Here is a 17424-nt window from a genome sequence, read left to right as displayed (position 1 = left end):
TCAGGCCTTGGCGATGAGCGATGCGTCACCCAGGAGCGGGATGTCGCCACGGTAAGTCGACACGCCCCCCAGGATGCCTTCGAAATCCGTCAGCGCCGGGCCGACTTCCACGCCCTGCTCGCCCAGACGGAACTCGCGGATGCTGAGTTCATGCTCGTTGGTGCGGCTCTTGACCACCGACACCGCCTTGAGGAGGCTGCCGCGCGACTCGAAGAAGCGGAACAGCACGATCGAATCGGACAGGTACGACAGGTCGAGATCACTGCGCACGTCGCCGACGATGCCGTGCTGGCCCAGCACCATCAGCGTCACGACGCCCTGCTGGTTGAGGAAGCTCAGCAGTTCGTGCATCTGCATCAGCAGAAACTTGGCGCCTGGCATCGCCTGCAGGTACGCGTTCAGGCTGTCGATCACGATCGTGCTGGCCCCTCGATCCTGCACCGCCATCCGGACCATGTTCGAGAACTGCCCGGGCGACATCTCGGCCGGATCGAGCGAGCGGATTTCAAGCTGCCCGTTGTCGATGAATCCGTCCAATCCAAGCCCCAGGGCCCGGCAGCGAAGCAGCAACGTGCCCATGCCCTCGTCGAAGAGGTAGTAGGACGCCTTCTCGCCCCGCCGCAAGGCGGCAACGACCGACGACATGGCAGTCGTCGTCTTGCCGACGCCGGAGGGGCCCATGAACAACGTGTTGCTGCCGCGGGCCAGCCCGCCGCCGAGCAACAGGTCGAAGGCATGCGTTCCGGTGGAGACGTTTGCAGGCTCGAAGCTGCTGTGATGCTCGCCGGCGATCAGTCGTGGGTACACCTGCAGGCCGCCGGTATCGAGAAGAACATCGTGCTCGCCGCCGCGGTAGCGCACGCCCCGCATCTTGACGATGCGCAGATGCCGCCGTACCGGCCCGTACTCTCCGATGGCCTGGTCAAGGCCCAGCACACCATGGGCGATGCTGTGCAGTTGCAGGTCGCCGCCCTGCGCACTGATGTCGTCGAGCATCAGCACCGTGCACTCGCGCGATGCGAAGAAATGCTTGAGCGCGAGGATCTGGCGGCGATAACGCAACGGGTCCTGCGCCAGCAGGCGCATCTCGGACAGGCTGTCGAACACCACACGCGTCGGCGACAGCCGGGTGACGGCGGCCATCACGTCGCGCGTCGTCTCGCCCAGTTCGACCTCGGCGGGGTACAGGATCGACTGTTCGGCCGACGCACTGAGGCCCTCTTCGTTCACCAGCTCGTACACCTCGATGCCGTCGAGCATCCAGCCGTGCGACTGCGCCACGATGCCGAGCTCGGTGGCCGTCTCGGACAAGGTGACATAGAGCCCCTTCTCGCCCAGCGCACGCCCCTCGAGCAGGAACTGCAGTCCGAGCGTCGTCTTGCCGGCCCCCGGCGTGCCTTCCACCAGGTACAGATGGCCGCGGGGCAGCCCACCGCCGAGCACGGTGTCGAGCCCGGAAATGCCGGTCCTCGCACGGGGCTGCGCGTGGTGAGCGGGATGATCTGGGGTCGTGGAGGGCGGCGCGTCGGGCATGTGCAGGGCAATGGTCAGGATGACCGCAGAGTGAGCGCAGATTCTGCAGCCGCGAGCTGCGCTTGGCTGTCCTGCAGCGTCCTACACGTTGACGGAGAAGAGCGCGTTATACCGTCGGCATGCTTGAAAAACTCCCTGATGTCATCGGCCATGCGCTGCACGGCGTGCGCGCCGGCCTCGACGAAATCGTCTTCAACACGCTGGGCCTTCGCGAGGGCATGGCGTCGCTCGCGCTGACGAGCCTCGCCTTTGCCGACCACGCGCCGCTGCCCGCGCGCTACACGGCCGACGGCGAAGGGCTGTCGCCTTCGCTGCAATGGACCGGCGTGCCCGCCGACGCCGCGTCGCTGGTGCTGCTGGTGGAAGACGCCGATTCGCCGACGCCTAGCCCGCTGGTGCATGCGATCGTCGTTGGCCTCCCCACGGGCGACGGCGCATTGGCCGAGGGCGCGATGCCGAGCGCCGACAACGAAGGCGCCGGCCTGCACGTCGGGCGCAACTCGTACTTGCAGGCGGCCTGGCTGCCGCCGGATCCGCCGCCGGGACATGGCGTGCACCGCTACGCATTCCAGCTCTACGCGCTGCGGGCCGTGCCGGTCTTCTCGGAGACGCCGGGGCGCGACGAGGTGGTGGATGCGCTGCGCGAACATGCGATGGCCAGCGGCCTGCTCATCGGCACCTGCGAGCGGCCCGACGGTTCCATCCGCATCGACGAAGGTGTGCCGGCCGGGCCGGTGATCGCCGGCTGACGGCTCAGCCGTTGTTCGGCGTGCCGAGCATCGAGAGCGGCAGGCGCGACACCTCGGCCAGCAGCCGCGCCAGCGCACCGGCGGCTGCATCGACCACCGCCTGCCCGCGCGGCGCCGTGGCGGCGGCGGCGTTGCCGGCGGCGCCGTCGGCGTTGTAATCCTCCATCGCCCAGCCCAGCTTCGCGCTGCGGCCGTTGCCGAGCAACGCGTAGTCGGGCGCACGTTCGCGGGACGTGGAACCGAAGTCGCGCGCCGCCGCCATCGCGACCTGATGGGGGGCCAGCGCCAGCATCATCGAGGTTTCGATCTCGCCGGCATGCACGCCGAAGCGGTGTTCGTCGGCGCTGAACTGCGCGCCCGCCTCGCCCAGCGGCAGGTTGAACCAGCTCACGCTGTAGACGATCAGCCCGTGCGCGGCGCGCAGCTCGCGCGCCACGATGTCCATCGCCCCGACATGCCCGCCGTGCGCGTTGAACAGCACCAGCTTGCGCACGCCGGCGCGCGCCACGCCGGCACCGATCTCGCGCCAGAGCCGGATCAGCGTCTCGGCCGACAGCGTGATCGTGCCCGGGAAGTTCGCATGCTCGGGGCTCAGGCCGATGTGCTGGCTGGGCAGGAAGAGTGCAGGCAGTTCGGCGGGCAGCAGCGGCAGCGTGGCAGCGACGATGCCGTCGACCAGCACCGAATCGACGCCCAGCGGCAAGTGCGGCCCGTGCTGCTCGGTGGCTCCCAGCGGCAGCACGGCGACGGTGGCCGCCGGGTCGAGCGCCGCGAAATCGCGGGTCGTCAGCTGCGACCAGAAGCGGCGCGGCGCGGCGGGGGAAACGGGAGCGGTCATGCGCGCGATCTTAGAGCTCGGCTGCGGGCAGGGAGGCATCGTCGGGCACGGTCTCGGGCGGCGCGAGCATCGTGCCGCGGCAGTTGGCAGCCCCGCAGTGGCAGACGTAGTCGCTGGCCAGCGAGCGCTCGTCGGCGGTGAGACCGTAGTCGATGAACAGCTCGTCGCCGGCCTCGACCGCCATCAGCGTCTGGAACTTGAGCACCAGCTCGCCGGCCTCGTCGTATTCCTCGACCGCCTCGCAGTTGGGGTCGCACGAATGGTTGAGGTGCCGCGTCGCGTTGCCGCCTTTGGCACCGTCGATGGTTTCGTCGTTGGACAGGTTGAACAGGTAGGTGAGCTGGTCGTTCCAGTCCTTGGCGGCGATCTGCGCGGGCGTGTAGCGGCGCCCTTCGTAGAGGCCGAGGAAGGCTTCGGCCGGCAGGTTGCGGGTGGCGAAGGCGCCGAGCCCATGGATGCCGCTTTGCGAAACGCGGATGCAGGGGGTCGAGGACGAGGCTGAAGGGGAGGACGAAGACTTGCGCTTTTTCATGGGGTGCTTTGCACGCAATTTTCGCGCACGCCCATGGCAGCGAACCGGTCCGCCAGAAAATCGACCAGCGCGCGCACCCGCGCCGGTACGAAGCGCCCGCTGGGCAGCAGCGCATGCAGCGGGTAGGGCTCCGTGTCCCACTCGGGCAACAGGCACACCAGCGTGCCCGCCGCCTCGTCCTGCCGCACGTCGAGTTCCGACTTGAAGGTGATGCCGCGGCCGGCCAGCGCCCACTGGCGCGCGAGCGATGCATCGTCGGCGAAGCGGTCGCCGTCGACCCGCACGTCCGTCCACTGCCCCTGCTTGCCGAAACGCCAGACGCGCTGGCGCCGGCCGCCGCGGTGGAAGGTCAGACAGTTGTGTTGCGACAGATCCTGCGGTCTTTGCGGCGCACCGTGTCGCGCAAGGTAGGCCGGCGAGGCCCACAGCCGCGGTCGGCTCATCGCCAGCTGGCGCGCGACCAGCCGCGAGTCGGCCAGCGGACCGTAGCGCAGGGCGACGTCGACCTCGTCGCGCATCACGTCGAGCGGCCGATCGCCCACCGACAGCGCGAGCTGCACGCCCGGGTGCGCGTCGAGAAAGTCGTCGAACCACGGCAGCAGCGTGTTGCGCGTGAGATCGGACGGCGAGGCCACGCGCACCGCACCGACCAGCGCGCCGCCCTCGGCCGTTACCAGCGATTCGCCCTCGGCCAGCAGGTCGAGCGCGCGGATGGCGTAGTCGAGCAGCGTCTGCCCCTGCGGCGTGAGGCGCATGGCGCGCGTGGAGCGCTCGAACAGCCGCGCGCCCAGTTGTGCCTCCAGCCGCTTGAGCGCCGCGCTCGCGGCCGCCGGCGTGATGCCGAGCGCCCGGCCGGCGGCGCTGAGCGTGCCGCCCTGGGCGGTGAGCACCAGCACGCGCAGATCGGCCAGATTCTCAATCTTCATTTGAAACTGATGTCGGTTTCAGGCAGCTTATCAAACGAAGAGAGGGCAAATACAGTGAGGCATCGTTCATTGAAAGACTCGCCATGAAGGCCATCGGTTATTACGCCCCGCTTCCCATCGACGACCCTGCGTCTCTGCAGGACCTGACCCTGCCCGAGCCCGTGGCCGGTCCGCGCGACCTGCTGGTGCGCGTGTCCGCCATTTCGGTCAACCCGGTCGACACCAAGGTGCGCCGCAACGCCGCGCCGGAAGCCGGCCAGGCGAAGGTGCTGGGCTGGGACGCAGTAGGCACGGTCGAAGCCGTCGGCGCGCATGTCAAGGGCTTCCGGGTGGGCGACCGCGTGTACTACGCCGGTTCGATCATCCGCCCCGGCGCCAACGCCGAGCTGCACGTGGTCGACGAACGCATCGTGGCGCGCGCACCCTCCACCCTCGACGACGCCCAGGCCGCCGCGCTGCCGCTGACCACCATCACCGCCTGGGAACTGCTGTTCGACCGCCTCGGCGTGCCGCAGGGCGGCGGCGCCGGGCAGACGCTGCTGATCACCGGCGGCGCGGGCGGGGTGGGCTCGATCCTGATCCAGCTCGCGCGCCAGTTGACGCAACTGCGCGTGGTCGCCACGGCCTCGCGCGCGGAGACGCGCCAGTGGTGCCTCGACCTCGGGGCGCATGCCGTGATCGACCATTCGAAGCCGCTGGCCGCAGAGCTCAAGGCTGCAGGCATCGGCGAAGTCGACATGGTCGCCAGCCTCACGCAGACGCAGCAGCACTACGCGCAGATCATCGAGAGCCTCAAGCCACAAGGGAAGATCGGCGTGATCGACGACATGGCGGTGCTCGACGCGATGCCGCTCAAGGGCAAGAGCCTGTCGCTGCACTGGGAACTGATGTTCGTGCGCTCGCGCTTCGAAACGCCCGACATGACCGAGCAGGGCAATCTGCTGTCAGCGGTCGCGTCGCTGGTGGACGCCGGCCGCATCCGCACCACCGCGAACGCGAGCTTCGGCACCATCAACGCCGCCAATCTGCGCCGCGCGCACGCGCTCATCGAGAGCGGCAAGGCGCAGGGCAAGGTGGTGCTGCAGGGCTTCTGAGCCCCACCCCGTATACCGGTCGATCAGCTGCCCGGTGCCCTCGCGACCCGCCAGACGGTGTTGCCCACATCGTCGGCCACCAGCAGCGCACCGGCCTTGTCGAGCGCCACGCCCACCGGCCGGCCCTGCGCCTTGCCTTCGGCATTCAGGAAGCCGGTGAGAAAGTCCTTCGGCTGGCCGGTCGGCTTCCCGCCGATGAAGGGCACGAAGACGACCTTGTAGCCCGACTGCGGCTGGCGGTTCCACGAGCCGTGCTCGCCAATGAAAGCGCCAGTCGCGTACTCCGCCGGCATGCCGCGCGGGCTCGAGAAGGCCAGGCCCAGGGGCGCCACGTGGGTACCGAGCGCATAGTCCGGCGCGATGGCCTTCGCCACCTTGTCAGGCTGCTGCGGCTGCACGCGGATGTCGACGTTGCCGCCGAAGTAGCTCCAGGGCCAGCCGTAGAAGGCGCCGTCCTTCACCGAGGTCAGGTAGTCGGGCACCAGGTCGCTGCCGATCTCGTCGCGCTCGTTCACCACGGTCCACAGCGTCTTGGTCTCGGGCTCCCAGCCCATGCCGTTGGGGTTGCGCAGACCGGTCGCGAACAGGCGCTTCTCGCCGCTCTTCGTGTCCACCTCCCAGATGGCGGCGCGGCCCTCTTCGGCCTCCATCCCGTTCTCGCCGACGTTGCTGTTGGAGCCGACCGTCACGTAGAGCTTGCTGCCGTCCTCGCTGGCGATGACGTTCTTGGTCCAGTGGTGGTTGATGCCGGCCGGCAGGTCGGTCACCTTCACCGGCGCGCCGGCGGCCGCGGTCTGGCCCTCGGTGTAAGGCAGCTTTACCAGCGCGTTGGCGTTGGCGATGAAGAGTTCGTTGCCCACCAGCACCATGCCGAAGGGCGACTGCAGGCCCTGGATGAAGACGTTGCGCGTCTCGGCTACGCCATCGCCATCGGCGTCGCGCAGCAGGCTGATGCGGTTGGCGCTGGGCACCTCGGCGCCAGCGCGCGCCATGACCTTGCCCTGCACGAAGTCCTTGATCTTGCCGATCGGGCCCTTTTTCGCCTCGGGCGCGCCGGGCTCCTTGGGCGGCTTGTTGCTCTCGGCCACCAGCACGTCGCCGTTGGGCAAGGTGTAGACCCAGCGCGGGTGGTCGAGTTGGCGGGCCAGGGCCGTGACCTTGAAGCCCGCCGGCGCCGTCGGGCCTGCGGTGTCGGTCCAGCCGACGGCCTCAGACACCTTCACGGTCGGGATGAAGGTCTTGTTGGGCGCGGGCAGTTGCGGTGTCGGGCCGACGCCGGCCTCGAAGGGCAGGCGCGCCGTCTCGCCGCAGGCGACGATGGCGGCGGCGGCCACGGGAATGAGACAAAGGCGGGTCCAGCGGTTCATGAGGTCTCCTTGAGCTTGAGGTGCGGTTCGTTGAGCCGGATGGTGGGTGACAGTCTTTTCGCCGACTGTCGGCTGTGGGCGCTTTCGGGCGTGGTCCGGCTCGAAGCCCGAGGCGCCGCTACCATCGACCCATGACCGAAGACCTGTTCCGCGCCGATGCCTACCTGCAGGAATGCGCATCGCGCATCGTGCGTCTCGACGCGGCAGGCGTCGTGCTCGACCGCACGGTGTTCTACCCGCTGGGCGGTGGACAGGCCGGCGACGCGGGCACTTTGGCGCTGGCCGATGGGCGCACGCTGGCGATCGCCGACACGCGCAAGGCGAAGGACGCCGAGGGCCGGCCGACCGACGAGATCCTCCACGTGCCGGCGCCCGGCCAGGAGGCGCTGCTCGCCACGCTGACGCCGGGCGACGCGGTGACGGCCCGCATCGACTGGGAGCGCCGCCACCGCCTGATGCGATTCCACACCGCCACGCACCTGCTCTGCCACCTGGTGGCGCAGCCGGTGAACGGCTGCTCGATCACGCCGGACTACGCGCGGCTCGACTTCCACATGACCGACCCGCTGGACAAGGACGCGCTCACGGCTGGCCTGGCGCGGCTGGTCGGCGCGGCACATCCGCTGGCGGTCGGCGCGATCTCCGACGCCGAGCTGGACGCCAACCCGTCACTCGTCAAGAGCATGAGCGTGCAGCCGCCGCGCGGCACGGGCACGGTGCGCACCATCCGCATCGGCGCCGAGGCCGACGCGCAGATCGACTTCCAGCCCTGCGGCGGCACGCACGTGGCGAACACGTCGGAGATCGGCGCGGTGGTCGTGACCAAGATCGAGAAAAAGAGCGCGAACAGCCGGCGCGTGGTGCTGGGCTGGGCGGCCTGAGCGGCGCCACCAGGAACCTTCCCACCGACTCCTGCTCCGACTGCCGGCATGCTTCGCTCTCTCTTCTCCCGACTCTCCGTCGCCGCGCTCGCTCTGGCGGCCGTACTGCCGGCCGCCGCCCAGTTGCAGTCGAAGGCTTCGCCGGTCGTCACCACGCCGCACGTGCGGGCCGAACTGATCGCATACGCGCCGGACGGCGTAGCGCCGGTCGCCCCCGTCTGGGTCGGCCTGCAGATCACGCACCAGCCCGAGTGGCACACCTACTGGAAGAACGCTGGCGACTCGGGCCTGCCGACCGAGCTGACGTGGACACTGCCACGCGGGATGGTCGCTGGCGACATCGCCTGGCCGGTGCCGAAGAAGATCCCGATCGGCCACCTCGCCAACTACGGCTACGAGCACACCGTGCTGCTGCCGGTGCAGCTCAAGATGGCGCCCGACTTCAGGCCGGCCGCCGCGTTGGTCGGCGCGGGCGGCATCGACATCCGGCTGAAGGCCTCGTGGCTGGTCTGCCGCAAGGAATGCATTCCCGAAGAGGGCGAGTTTGCGCTGACCTTGCCGGCGCAGGGCTCGACCGCGCTGCACAAGGCCGACTTCGACGCGGCCTTCGCGGCGCAGCCGGTGCCGCTCGCGCAGACCGGTGCGATCGCGGTGGCCGACAATTTGCTGAACGTGCGCATCGACGGCCTGCCGCCGGCCGCGCGCGGCAAGACGCTCGAGTTCTTCCCCGAGACCGCCGAGGTGATCCACACCGCCGCCGTCTCCGGCAAGGACTGGACCCAGGCCTGGCAGGGCGAGAGCTGGACCGCGACGATCCCGCTGGCCGAGCAGCGCAGCCCCAGCCCGACGACGATGCCGGTGGTGCTCGCACTGGCCGAGGCCGACCGGCGTGACGGCGCCCCGATCGCCTGGCGCGCCGAGGCGCCCGTCACCGGCAGCTGGCCGGCGACCGCGGCCGTGGCGCAGGTGTCGCCGGCACTGCAGGCGGCGCTCGAAGCCAACACGGCGGCGCCGCTGCCGCAACCGGCCGGCAGCTTCGTGATGGCGCTGCTCGGCGCCTTGCTGGGCGGGCTGCTGCTGAACCTGATGCCCTGCGTGTTCCCGGTGCTGGCGATCAAGGTGCTGGGCTTCGCCAACCACGCGGGCGACCGGCGCGGGCATCGCGTCGCCGGGCTGGCCTACACGGCCGGCGTGATGGTCACGTTCCTCGCGCTCGGCGCGGGCATGCTGGCGTTGCGCGCAGCCGGCGAACAGCTGGGCTGGGGCTTCCAGTTGCAGTCGCCGGCGGTCGTCGCGGGGCTGGCGGCGCTGTTCACGCTCGTCGGCCTCAACTTGGCCGGCATGTTCGAGTTCGGCCTGCTGGTGCCGCGCTCGCTGTGCGCCGCGCAGGTGAAGCATCCGGTGGCGAACGACTTTCTCTCCGGCGTGCTGGCGGTGGTCATCGCTTCGCCCTGCACCGCGCCGTTCATGGGCGCATCGCTCGGTTTCGCGATCGGGCTGCCGGCGGCGCAGGCGTTGATGCTGTTCGCGGTCCTGGGCTTCGGGCTGGCGCTGCCCTATCTGGTGGCGGGCTTCGTGCCGGCGGTCGCGCGCCTGCTGCCCAAGCCGGGCGCCTGGATGGACACGTTGCGCCGCGTGCTCGCGTTCCCGATGTTCGCCACCGTTGCGTGGCTGGTCTGGGTGCTGGGCCAGCAGAGCGGGATCGACGGCGCCGGCGCGCTGCTCGGCCTGCTGGTGTGCCTGGCGGCGGTGGTGTGGTCGTTCACGCTGCGGGGCCGGACCCGCGTCGTCCTCGCCAGCGTGCTGCTGGCCGGCACCGCCGCAGTGGCTGCGGCGATCGGCGGCAACATCGTGCGGCCGGTCGAGCCGGCGGTGGCGGCGAGCGGTGCGCGCTGGCAGCCCTGGTCGGCCGCGCGCGTGGCCGAACTGCAGGCGGCCGGACGGCCGGTGTTCATCGACTTCACCGCCGCCTGGTGCGTCACCTGCCAGTACAACAAGAAGGCCACGCTGAGCGACGCCGACCTGCTGGCCGATTTCGACGCGCGTCAGGTTGCGACCTTGCGTGCGGACTGGACGCGGCAGGACCCGGCGATCACCGCCGCGCTGAACGCGCTGGGCCGCAGCGGCGTGCCGGTCTATGTGCTGCAGGCGCCGGGCAAGGCGCCGGTGGTGCTGACCGAGATCCTGAGCAAGAGCGACCTCAAGGCGGCGCTCGCCCGGCTTTGAAAAGCCCCGCCGCGCGATGTCCATGACGGCACTACGGCTTGTCATCGGCAGATGAGGGAATCGGCCTAAGCTGCGGCCGTCATTCGATTTTTTCTCAGGAGTCTGCAGACCATGCCATCCTTGTCGTCGTCCGCTTCGCGTTCCGCCCGTGCCGCCCGGGATGCGGGTGCAGCCCTCAGCCGCGCCTCCCGCCGCGCCGTGATGGCGGCCGCAGTCGCGCTGGGCAGCTCGCTGCTCATCGGCGCACCGGCACACGCCGCGCCCGCCGTCGGCCAGAAGGCCCCCGACTTCGTCGCCGTGGACACGCGCGGTGCACAGCACAAGCTTTCCGATTTCGCCGGCAAGTACGTCGTGCTGGAATGGACCAACCCCGGCTGCCCCTTCGTGCGCAAGCACTACGACAGCGGCAACATGCCGGCCACGCAGAAGGCCGCGACGGCCAAAGGTGTGGTCTGGCTGGCCATCAACTCCACCGAGCGCGCCGCCAGCGACTACCTGCAGCCGGCTGCGCTCGACGGCTGGATGAAGAAGCAGTCGGCCGCGCCGACCGCCGTGCTGATGGACGAGGACGGCGCCATCGGCCAGGCCTACGGCGCACGGACCACGCCGCACCTCTTCATCATCGACCCCAAGGGCACGCTCGTGTACGCGGGCGGCATCGACAGCATTCCCTCGTCTCGCCCGGACGACATCAAGACCGCGACCAACTACGTGAACCAGGCGTTGGGCGAGGCCTTCGGTGGCAAGCCGATCAGCACGGCCGCGACCCGGCCGTACGGCTGCTCGATCAAGTACAAGTCCTGACGCGCCGGGCGCCGGCGAGCGGCGTACGGTCGCAGCGGGCTTGGGGCAAGCCCCGGGGTGTCATCGGTACGGCGCCTCGCACAATGGGCTGCAAAGGAGCCCCCATGCAACCCTCTGTGTTGAAGAGCTATCCGGCCGGCGTGCCGCACGAGGTCCACCCCGAACAGTACCGGTCGCTCGGACAGATGTTCGACGAATCGTTCCAGCGCCATGCCGAACGGCCGTTCTCGGTGTGCATGGAACGCTGGACAACGTATGCGGAGCTGGACCGGCAGTCGAAGGCGCTGGGCGCCTGGCTGCAGTCCCTCGGCCTCGAGCCCGGGGCACGGGTGGCGATCATGCTGCCGAACATCCCGCAGTTCGCCGCCACCATGTGCGCGGTGCTGCGCGCCGGCTACACCTGCGTCAACGTGAATCCGCTCTACACGGCGAGAGAGCTCGAGCACCAACTGAAGGACTCGGGCGCGACGGTGATCGTCATCCTCGAAAACTTTGCAGCCACGCTGCAGCAGGTGATCGGTCGAACGCCGTTGCAGCATGTGGTCGTGACGGCGATGGGCGATCTTCTGGGCGGCCTGTATGGCACCTGGATCACGCTCGCCGTGCGCCACCTCGCGCGCATGGTGCCGCCGTACAAGCTTCCGCTCGACGGTCGGACCGTGACGCCGTTCACGCAGGCGCTGGCCGTTGGCGCGGGTCGCACGCTGGGCCCCGACACCAGCACGCTCGACAGCATCGCATTCCTCCAGTACACGGGCGGAACCACGGGTCTGTCGAAAGGCGCGGTGCTGACGCACCGGAACATCGTCGCCGCCACATTGCAGGCCGAGGCCTGGTTCACGCCGGCGCTCCAACGCGTGGGCGATCTCGGCAAGGTCAACAGCATCGCTGCGCTTCCGCTGTATCACATCTTTGCACTCACACTCTGTCTGCTGGCGATCCGACAGGGCTCCCACCTCACCCTGATTCCGAACCCCCGCGACTTCGACAAGTTCGTCGCCGTCCTGAAGAAGCGACCGTTCCACATGCTGCCGGCGGTGAACACGCTCTTCAATGCGCTGCTGATGCACCCCGAGTTCGGCAAGCTCGATTTCTCGACGCTGTTCGTGTCCCAAGCCGGCGGCATGGCCGCTTCCGAGGGGACGGCACAGCGCTGGTTCGAGGTCACCGGCTGCCCGATGATCGAAGGCTGGGGCATGAGCGAAACCTGCGCGATCGGGACCAACAACCCCGTCTGCAACACACACTTCACCGGCAACATCGGTCTGCCGCTGCCGGGCATCGAGATCGCGATCAAGGACGACGAAGGCCATACGCTGCCGGAAGGCCAAGCTGGGGAGCTGTGCATCAAGGGCCCCAATGTCATGGCCGGCTATTACAAGCAACCCGCGGAGACCGCTGCCGCCTTCACCGCCGACGGCTTCATGCGCACAGGTGACATTGCAGTCATGCAGGCCGATGGTTACAGCCGTATCGTGGACCGCAAGAAGGACATGATTCTGGTGAGTGGGTTCAACGTCTTTCCCAACGAACTCGAGAACGTGATCTCGCTGTGCCCGGGTGTTCTCGAATGCGCCGCAGTGGGCGTGCCCGATGAGAAGCAGGGCGAAGCGATCAAGGTCTTCGTGGTCCGCAAGGATCCGGCGCTGACGGAGGACGACGTCCTGCGCTATTGCGCCCAGGCGCTGACGGGCTACAAGCGGCCGCGCAGCATCGAGTTTCGAGATGCATTGCCCAAGAGCAATGTGGGGAAGATCCTGCGGCGGCAGCTCCGCGTGGATCGGCCAGCGGGCGGCCCGTGAAGCCGCGGCTCCCTGACGGCGTGACTGTTTTCGAACGCGGCTGGTTGTCGTCCAACAACGTGCTGCTCGATGGCGAGGAGCCGGCGCTGGTGGACAGCGGCTACGTCACCCACGCGGCTCAGACAGTGGCCCTCGTCGAAGAGGCGCTCGGCGGACGGCCGCTTGCACGCCTGGTCAACACGCATCTGCACAGCGATCACTGCGGTGGCAATGCGGCCTTGCAGCAGCGCTATGCCTCGCTGCCGACGGACATCCCGCCCGCCGATTTCGACGCGGTAGCGCGCTGGGATGAATCGGCTCTCAGTTTTCGGGACACGGGGCAGCAATGCCCTCGCTTTCTCGCCAGCGGTGTCCTTCTCTCCGGGCAGCTGCGGCGCCTTGGGAGGAACGACTGGGAGATCCACGGCGCACCGGGGCATGACCCCCACGCCGTTTTGCTGTTCGAGCCACGCAGCCGCACATTGATATCCGCAGATGCACTCTGGGAAAACGGATTCGGAGTGGTCTTCCCCGAGCTTGTGGGAGAGACCTCTTTCGACGACGTCGGTGCGACGCTCGACCTGATAGCCGCTCTGCGCCCGACGTCGGTGATTCCTGGACATGGCAGCGTTTTCAGCGACACCCCCGCGGCCCTTGGCCGCGCCCGACGGCGCCTGGAGGGCCTGATGTCGGACCCGACCAGGCACGCCCGATATGCCTTCAAGGTCCTGATCAAGTTCAAGCTCCTCGAAGCGCAGCACCTTCCCGAGATCGAATGGCACGCCTGGCGAGACAGAACGCCCTACCTACGGACCATCCATTCCCGTTTTTTCCCAGGCTGGGAATTCTCGGTGTTTGCAGAAGATGTGCTGAATGAGCTGGTGCGCTCCGGCGCCGCAGCGCGATCGGCCCGCGGCATTCTCAACAGCTGACCGCATTAACCGTCGGTGGGAAAGTCGGCGCACAAATAAGAAAGCCCCAACCGATTGGTTGGGGCTTTCTAGGCTGTAAGAGCCTGACGATGACCTACTTTCACACGGGAACCCGCACTATCATCGGCGCTGACGCGTTTCACTGTCCTGTTCGGGATGGGAAGGAGTGGTACCACGTCGCTATGGTCATCAGGCATAAAAGGTTGCCTGCCTGATCTGAGATCAAGCAAACGAATTCATAGAGTTTGGAATCAGCTTTTGGCGAATTATTTTGAATGCGTCAACTTGGCATAACACCTTGATCTGACTGATCAAAGTTATAGGGTCAAGCCGCACGAGCAATTAGTATCAGTTAGCTTAACGCATTACTGCGCTTCCACACCTGACCTATCAACGTCCTGGTCTTGAACGACTCTTTAGGGGGCTCAAGGCCCCGGCAGATCTCATCTTGAAACGAGTTTCCCGCTTAGATGCTTTCAGCGGTTATCTCTTCCACACTTAGCTACTCGGCAATGCCACTGGCGTGACAACCGATACACCAGAGGTGTGTCCACTCCGGTCCTCTCGTACTAGGAGCAGGCTTCCTCAAATCTGCAGCGCCCACGGAAGATAGGGACCAAACTGTCTCACGACGTTTTAAACCCAGCTCACGTACCTCTTTAAATGGCGAACAGCCATACCCTTGGGACCGGCTACAGCCCCAGGATGAGATGAGCCGACATCGAGGTGCCAAACACCGCCGTCGATATGAACTCTTGGGCGGTATCAGCCTGTTATCCCCAGAGTACCTTTTATCCGTTGAGCGATGGCCCTTCCATACAGAACCACCGGATCACTATGTCCTGCTTTCGCATCTGCTCGACTTGTCAGTCTCGCAGTTAAGCACGCTTATGCCATTGCACTATCGTCACGATGTCCGACCGTAACTAGCGTACCTTCGAACTCCTCCGTTACGCTTTGGGAGGAGACCGCCCCAGTCAAACTGCCTACCATGCACTGTCCCCGATCCAGATAATGGACCTAGGTTAGAACCTCAAACACACCAGGGTGGTATTTCAACGTTGGCTCCACAAGATCTAGCGACCCTGCTTCAAAGCCTCCCACCTATCCTACACAGATCTGTTCAAAGTCCAATACAAAGCTACAGTAAAGGTTCATGGGGTCTTTCCGTCTTTCCGCGGGGAGATTGCATCATCACAAACATTTCAACTTCGCTGAGTCTCAGGAGGAGACAGTGTGGCCATCGTTACGCCATTCGTGCAGGTCGGAACTTACCCGACAAGGAATTTCGCTACCTTAGGACCGTTATAGTTACGGCCGCCGTTTACTGGGACTTCAATCAAGAGCTTGCACCCCATCATTTAATCTTCCAGCACCGGGCAGGCGTCACACCCTATACGTCCACTTTCGTGTTTGCAGAGTGCTGTGTTTTTAATAAACAGTCGCAGCCACCGATTTTTTGCAACCCATTCATGCTTCGTTGTTCACTACACACTAATAGGGCACACCTTCTTCCGAAGTTACGGTGTCAATTTGCCGAGTTCCTTCTCCTGAGTTCTCTCAAGCGCCTTAGAATACTCATCTCGCGCACCAGTGTCGGTTTGCGGTACGGTCGTATATAGCTGAAGCTTAGTGGCTTTTCCTGGAACCTCGTTCAGTCACTTCACGGACAAGTCCGCTCGATCGTTGGCCTCGGTATATGTGCACCGGATTTGCCTAATGCACGCCTACATCCAACTAAACCAGAATAATCCAATAACTGGATGACCTATTAAGATCCGTCCCCACATCGCACTATATATCGGTACAGGAATATTGACCTGTTTCCCATCAGCTACGCATCTCTGCCTCGCCTTAGGGGCCGACTCACTCTACGCCGATGAACGTTGCGTAGAAAACCTTGCGCTTACGGCGAGGGGGCTTTTCACCCCCTTTAACGCTACTCATGTCAGCATTCGCACTTCTGATACCTCCAGCACGCTTTACAACGCACCTTCACAGGCTTACAGAACGCTCTCCTACCACTTGCAATAAATTGCAAATCCGCAGCTTCGGTAACTGGCTTAGCCCCGTTACATCTTCCGCGCAGGACGACTCGATCAGTGAGCTATTACGCTTTCTTTAAATGATGGCTGCTTCTAAGCCAACATCCTGACTGTTTTAGCCTTCCCACTTCGTTTCCCACTTAGCCAATTTTAGGGACCTTAGCTGGCGGTCTGGGTTGTTTCCCTCTTGAGTCCGGACGTTAGCACCCGGTGCTCTGTCTCCCAAGCTGTACTCATCGGTATTCGGAGTTTGCCTTGGTTTGGTAAGTCGCCATGACCCCCTAGCCAAAACAGTGCTCTACCCCCGATGGTAATACTTGAGGCACTACCTAAATAGTTTTCGGAGAGAACCAGCTATTTCCAAGTTTGTTTAGCCTTTCACCCCTATCCACAGCTCATCCGCTAGTTTTGCAACACTAGTCGGTTCGGACCTCCAGTACCTGTTACGGCACCTTCATCCTGGCCATGGATAGATCACTTGGTTTCGGGTCTACACCCAGCGACTGATCGCCCTATTCGGACTCGATTTCTCTACGGCTTCCCTATTCGGTTAACCTTGCCACTGAATGTAAGTCGCTGACCCATTATACAAAAGGTACGCAGTCACCCCTTACGAGGCTCCTACTTTTTGTAAGCACGCGGTTTCAGGATCTATTTCACTCCCCTCCCGGGGTTCTTTTCGCCTTTCCCTCACGGTACTAGTTCACTATCGGTCAATGATGAGTATTTAGCCTTGGAGGATGGTCCCCCCATGTTCAGACAGGATTTCTCGTGTCCCGCCCTACTTGTCGCAAACTTAGTACCACACAGGTCATTTCACGTACGGGGCTATCACCCGCTATGGCCAGTCTTTCCAAACTGTTCCGTTATGTCTTGTGCTATCACTTGCAGGCTTCTCCGATTTCGCTCGCCACTACTTTCGGAATCTCGGTTGATGTCTTTTCCTCGAGCTACTGAGATGTTTCAGTTCACCCGGTTCGCCTCGCATAGCTATGTATTCACTATGCGATACCTTTGCAGGTGGGTTTCCCCATTCGGAAATCTCCGGATCAAAGCTAATTTGCCAGCTCCCCGAAGCTTATCGCAGGCTATCACGTCCTTCGTCGCCTATCATTGCCAAGGCATCCACCACGTGCTCTTATTCACTTGACCCTATAACTTTGACGTCTCACCAGATCGCTCCAGCAAAACACAAAATCATTTCAAGGAATATGTCAGGTCTTTCACCTGACGCGTTATGCCGTTACATTCAAAATTCGATTTGACTCGAAATTGAAGTTTCTTTTGACGCAATCAAAAATTCTATGTTGCTGATGGCACGGTCTGCACTAAACCTTTACGAATGTGCAGTTTCCATCAGCAACGCTGATTCGACTCTATGAATTTTTAAAGAACAGCCGATTGATCAAGAGATCTCGATCAACAACAAAGAAGCCTCATGCATGAGCACGAAGCCGCTTTGGTGTTGAGTGTAAGTATCGTGTTGTGGTGGAGGATGACGGGATCGAACCGACGACCCCCTGCTTGCAAAGCAGGTGCTCTCCCAGCTGAGCTAATCCCCCGGATCTCCACGTTGTTCATTGGAAGTTTGGTGGGTCTAGTTGGGCTCGAACCAACGACCCCCGCCTTATCAAGACGGTGCTCTAACCAGCTGAGCTACAGACCCATGTCGATCGACTCGACTTTTCCAACAACCGATAAGTGTGGGCGTTTAAA

General features: G+C 64.8%; 12 protein-coding genes, 2 tRNA genes and 2 rRNA genes. 7 read left to right on the top strand and 9 right to left on the bottom strand.

The features are described from left to right. Nucleotides 1-1533 carry an ATPase domain-containing protein gene (locus ACSFA0_RS03960; protein ID WP_435448928.1) on the bottom strand — a complete coding sequence of 511 codons (1533 nt, stop codon included), beginning with the start codon at nucleotides 1531-1533 and terminating at the stop codon, nucleotides 1-3. 119 nt (nucleotides 1534-1652) lie between these two features. Here ACSFA0_RS03960 and ACSFA0_RS03955 point away from each other — a divergent pair, with 119 nt between their 5' ends. Next, nucleotides 1653-2282, top strand: a complete 630-nt coding sequence (locus ACSFA0_RS03955; protein WP_435448927.1) for a YbhB/YbcL family Raf kinase inhibitor-like protein — start codon at nucleotides 1653-1655, stop codon at nucleotides 2280-2282. 4 nt (nucleotides 2283-2286) lie between these two features. On the opposite strand, the gene ACSFA0_RS03950 is transcribed toward ACSFA0_RS03955, so the two are convergent. The 3 genes from ACSFA0_RS03950 to ACSFA0_RS03940 are packed head-to-tail and all read right to left on the bottom strand — an operon-like array spanning nucleotide 2287 to nucleotide 4578. Beyond that, the gene (locus ACSFA0_RS03950; RefSeq protein ID WP_435448926.1) at nucleotides 2287-3120 is read right to left on the bottom strand and encodes a creatininase family protein; all 834 of its coding nucleotides are present in this window, start codon (nucleotides 3118-3120) and stop codon (nucleotides 2287-2289) included. 10 nt (nucleotides 3121-3130) lie between these two features. Continuing rightward, a complete protein-coding gene (locus ACSFA0_RS03945; protein WP_435448925.1) occupies nucleotides 3131-3652 on the bottom strand; it encodes an SET domain-containing protein in 522 nt (173 codons plus the stop codon). Beyond that, on the bottom strand, nucleotides 3649-4578 hold the full coding sequence (locus ACSFA0_RS03940; protein WP_435448924.1) for a LysR family transcriptional regulator: 930 nt from the start codon (nucleotides 4576-4578) through the stop codon (nucleotides 3649-3651). The genes ACSFA0_RS03945 and ACSFA0_RS03940 overlap by 4 nt, the downstream gene beginning before the upstream one ends. 83 nt (nucleotides 4579-4661) lie before the next feature. Here ACSFA0_RS03940 and ACSFA0_RS03935 point away from each other — a divergent pair, with 83 nt between their 5' ends. Beyond that, nucleotides 4662-5672 (top strand): zinc-binding alcohol dehydrogenase family protein, encoded by a 1011-nt coding sequence (locus ACSFA0_RS03935; protein ID WP_435448923.1) that lies wholly within the window; start codon nucleotides 4662-4664, stop codon nucleotides 5670-5672. 23 nt (nucleotides 5673-5695) lie between these two features. Here the strand turns inward: ACSFA0_RS03935 and ACSFA0_RS03930 are convergent, their stop codons facing one another. Beyond that, complete coding sequence (locus ACSFA0_RS03930) at nucleotides 5696-7039, bottom strand: PQQ-dependent sugar dehydrogenase (protein ID WP_435448922.1); 1344 nt, start codon at nucleotides 7037-7039, stop codon at nucleotides 5696-5698. Between the two features lie 131 nt (nucleotides 7040-7170). On the opposite strand from ACSFA0_RS03930, the gene ACSFA0_RS03925 reads away from it, so the two are divergent. The 5 genes from ACSFA0_RS03925 to ACSFA0_RS03905 all read left to right on the top strand — a co-directional run bounded on the left by ACSFA0_RS03925 (nucleotide 7171) and on the right by ACSFA0_RS03905 (nucleotide 13663). After that, complete coding sequence (locus ACSFA0_RS03925; protein ID WP_435448921.1) at nucleotides 7171-7920, top strand: alanyl-tRNA editing protein; 750 nt, start codon at nucleotides 7171-7173, stop codon at nucleotides 7918-7920. 48 nt (nucleotides 7921-7968) lie between these two features. Continuing rightward, nucleotides 7969-10146 (top strand): protein-disulfide reductase DsbD family protein, encoded by a 2178-nt coding sequence (locus tag ACSFA0_RS03920; protein ID WP_435448920.1) that lies wholly within the window; start codon nucleotides 7969-7971, stop codon nucleotides 10144-10146. Between the two features lie 111 nt (nucleotides 10147-10257). Then, nucleotides 10258-10950 carry a thioredoxin family protein gene (locus ACSFA0_RS03915; RefSeq protein ID WP_435448919.1) on the top strand — a complete coding sequence of 231 codons (693 nt, stop codon included), beginning with the start codon at nucleotides 10258-10260 and terminating at the stop codon, nucleotides 10948-10950. Between the two features lie 104 nt (nucleotides 10951-11054). Beyond that, on the top strand, nucleotides 11055-12752 hold the full coding sequence (locus tag ACSFA0_RS03910; RefSeq protein ID WP_435448918.1) for an AMP-binding protein: 1698 nt from the start codon (nucleotides 11055-11057) through the stop codon (nucleotides 12750-12752). A 20-nt stretch (nucleotides 12753-12772) separates the two neighbouring features. Beyond that, nucleotides 12773-13663, top strand: a complete 891-nt coding sequence (locus ACSFA0_RS03905; RefSeq protein WP_435448917.1) for an MBL fold metallo-hydrolase — start codon at nucleotides 12773-12775, stop codon at nucleotides 13661-13663. Between the two features lie 81 nt (nucleotides 13664-13744). On the opposite strand, the gene rrf is transcribed toward ACSFA0_RS03905, so the two are convergent. From rrf to ACSFA0_RS03885, 4 genes are all read right to left on the bottom strand, one after another. Beyond that, nucleotides 13745-13857 (bottom strand): 5S ribosomal RNA (rrf, locus tag ACSFA0_RS03900). Nucleotides 13858-13984: 127 nt separating this feature from the next. Continuing rightward, nucleotides 13985-16860 (bottom strand): 23S ribosomal RNA (locus ACSFA0_RS03895). A gap of 334 nt (nucleotides 16861-17194) precedes the next feature. Further along, nucleotides 17195-17270, bottom strand: a tRNA-Ala gene (locus ACSFA0_RS03890). A 27-nt stretch (nucleotides 17271-17297) separates the two neighbouring features. Further along, nucleotides 17298-17374: transfer RNA gene (locus tag ACSFA0_RS03885), tRNA-Ile, on the bottom strand. Nucleotides 17375-17424 lie beyond the last annotated feature (50 nt).

Source organism: Variovorax restrictus, from assembly GCF_051216715.1.
Classification (GTDB): domain Bacteria; phylum Pseudomonadota; class Gammaproteobacteria; order Burkholderiales; family Burkholderiaceae_C; genus Variovorax.
The sequence above is the reverse complement of the archived record's forward strand: the minus strand, read 5'-3'. Positions and strand labels throughout refer to the sequence as shown.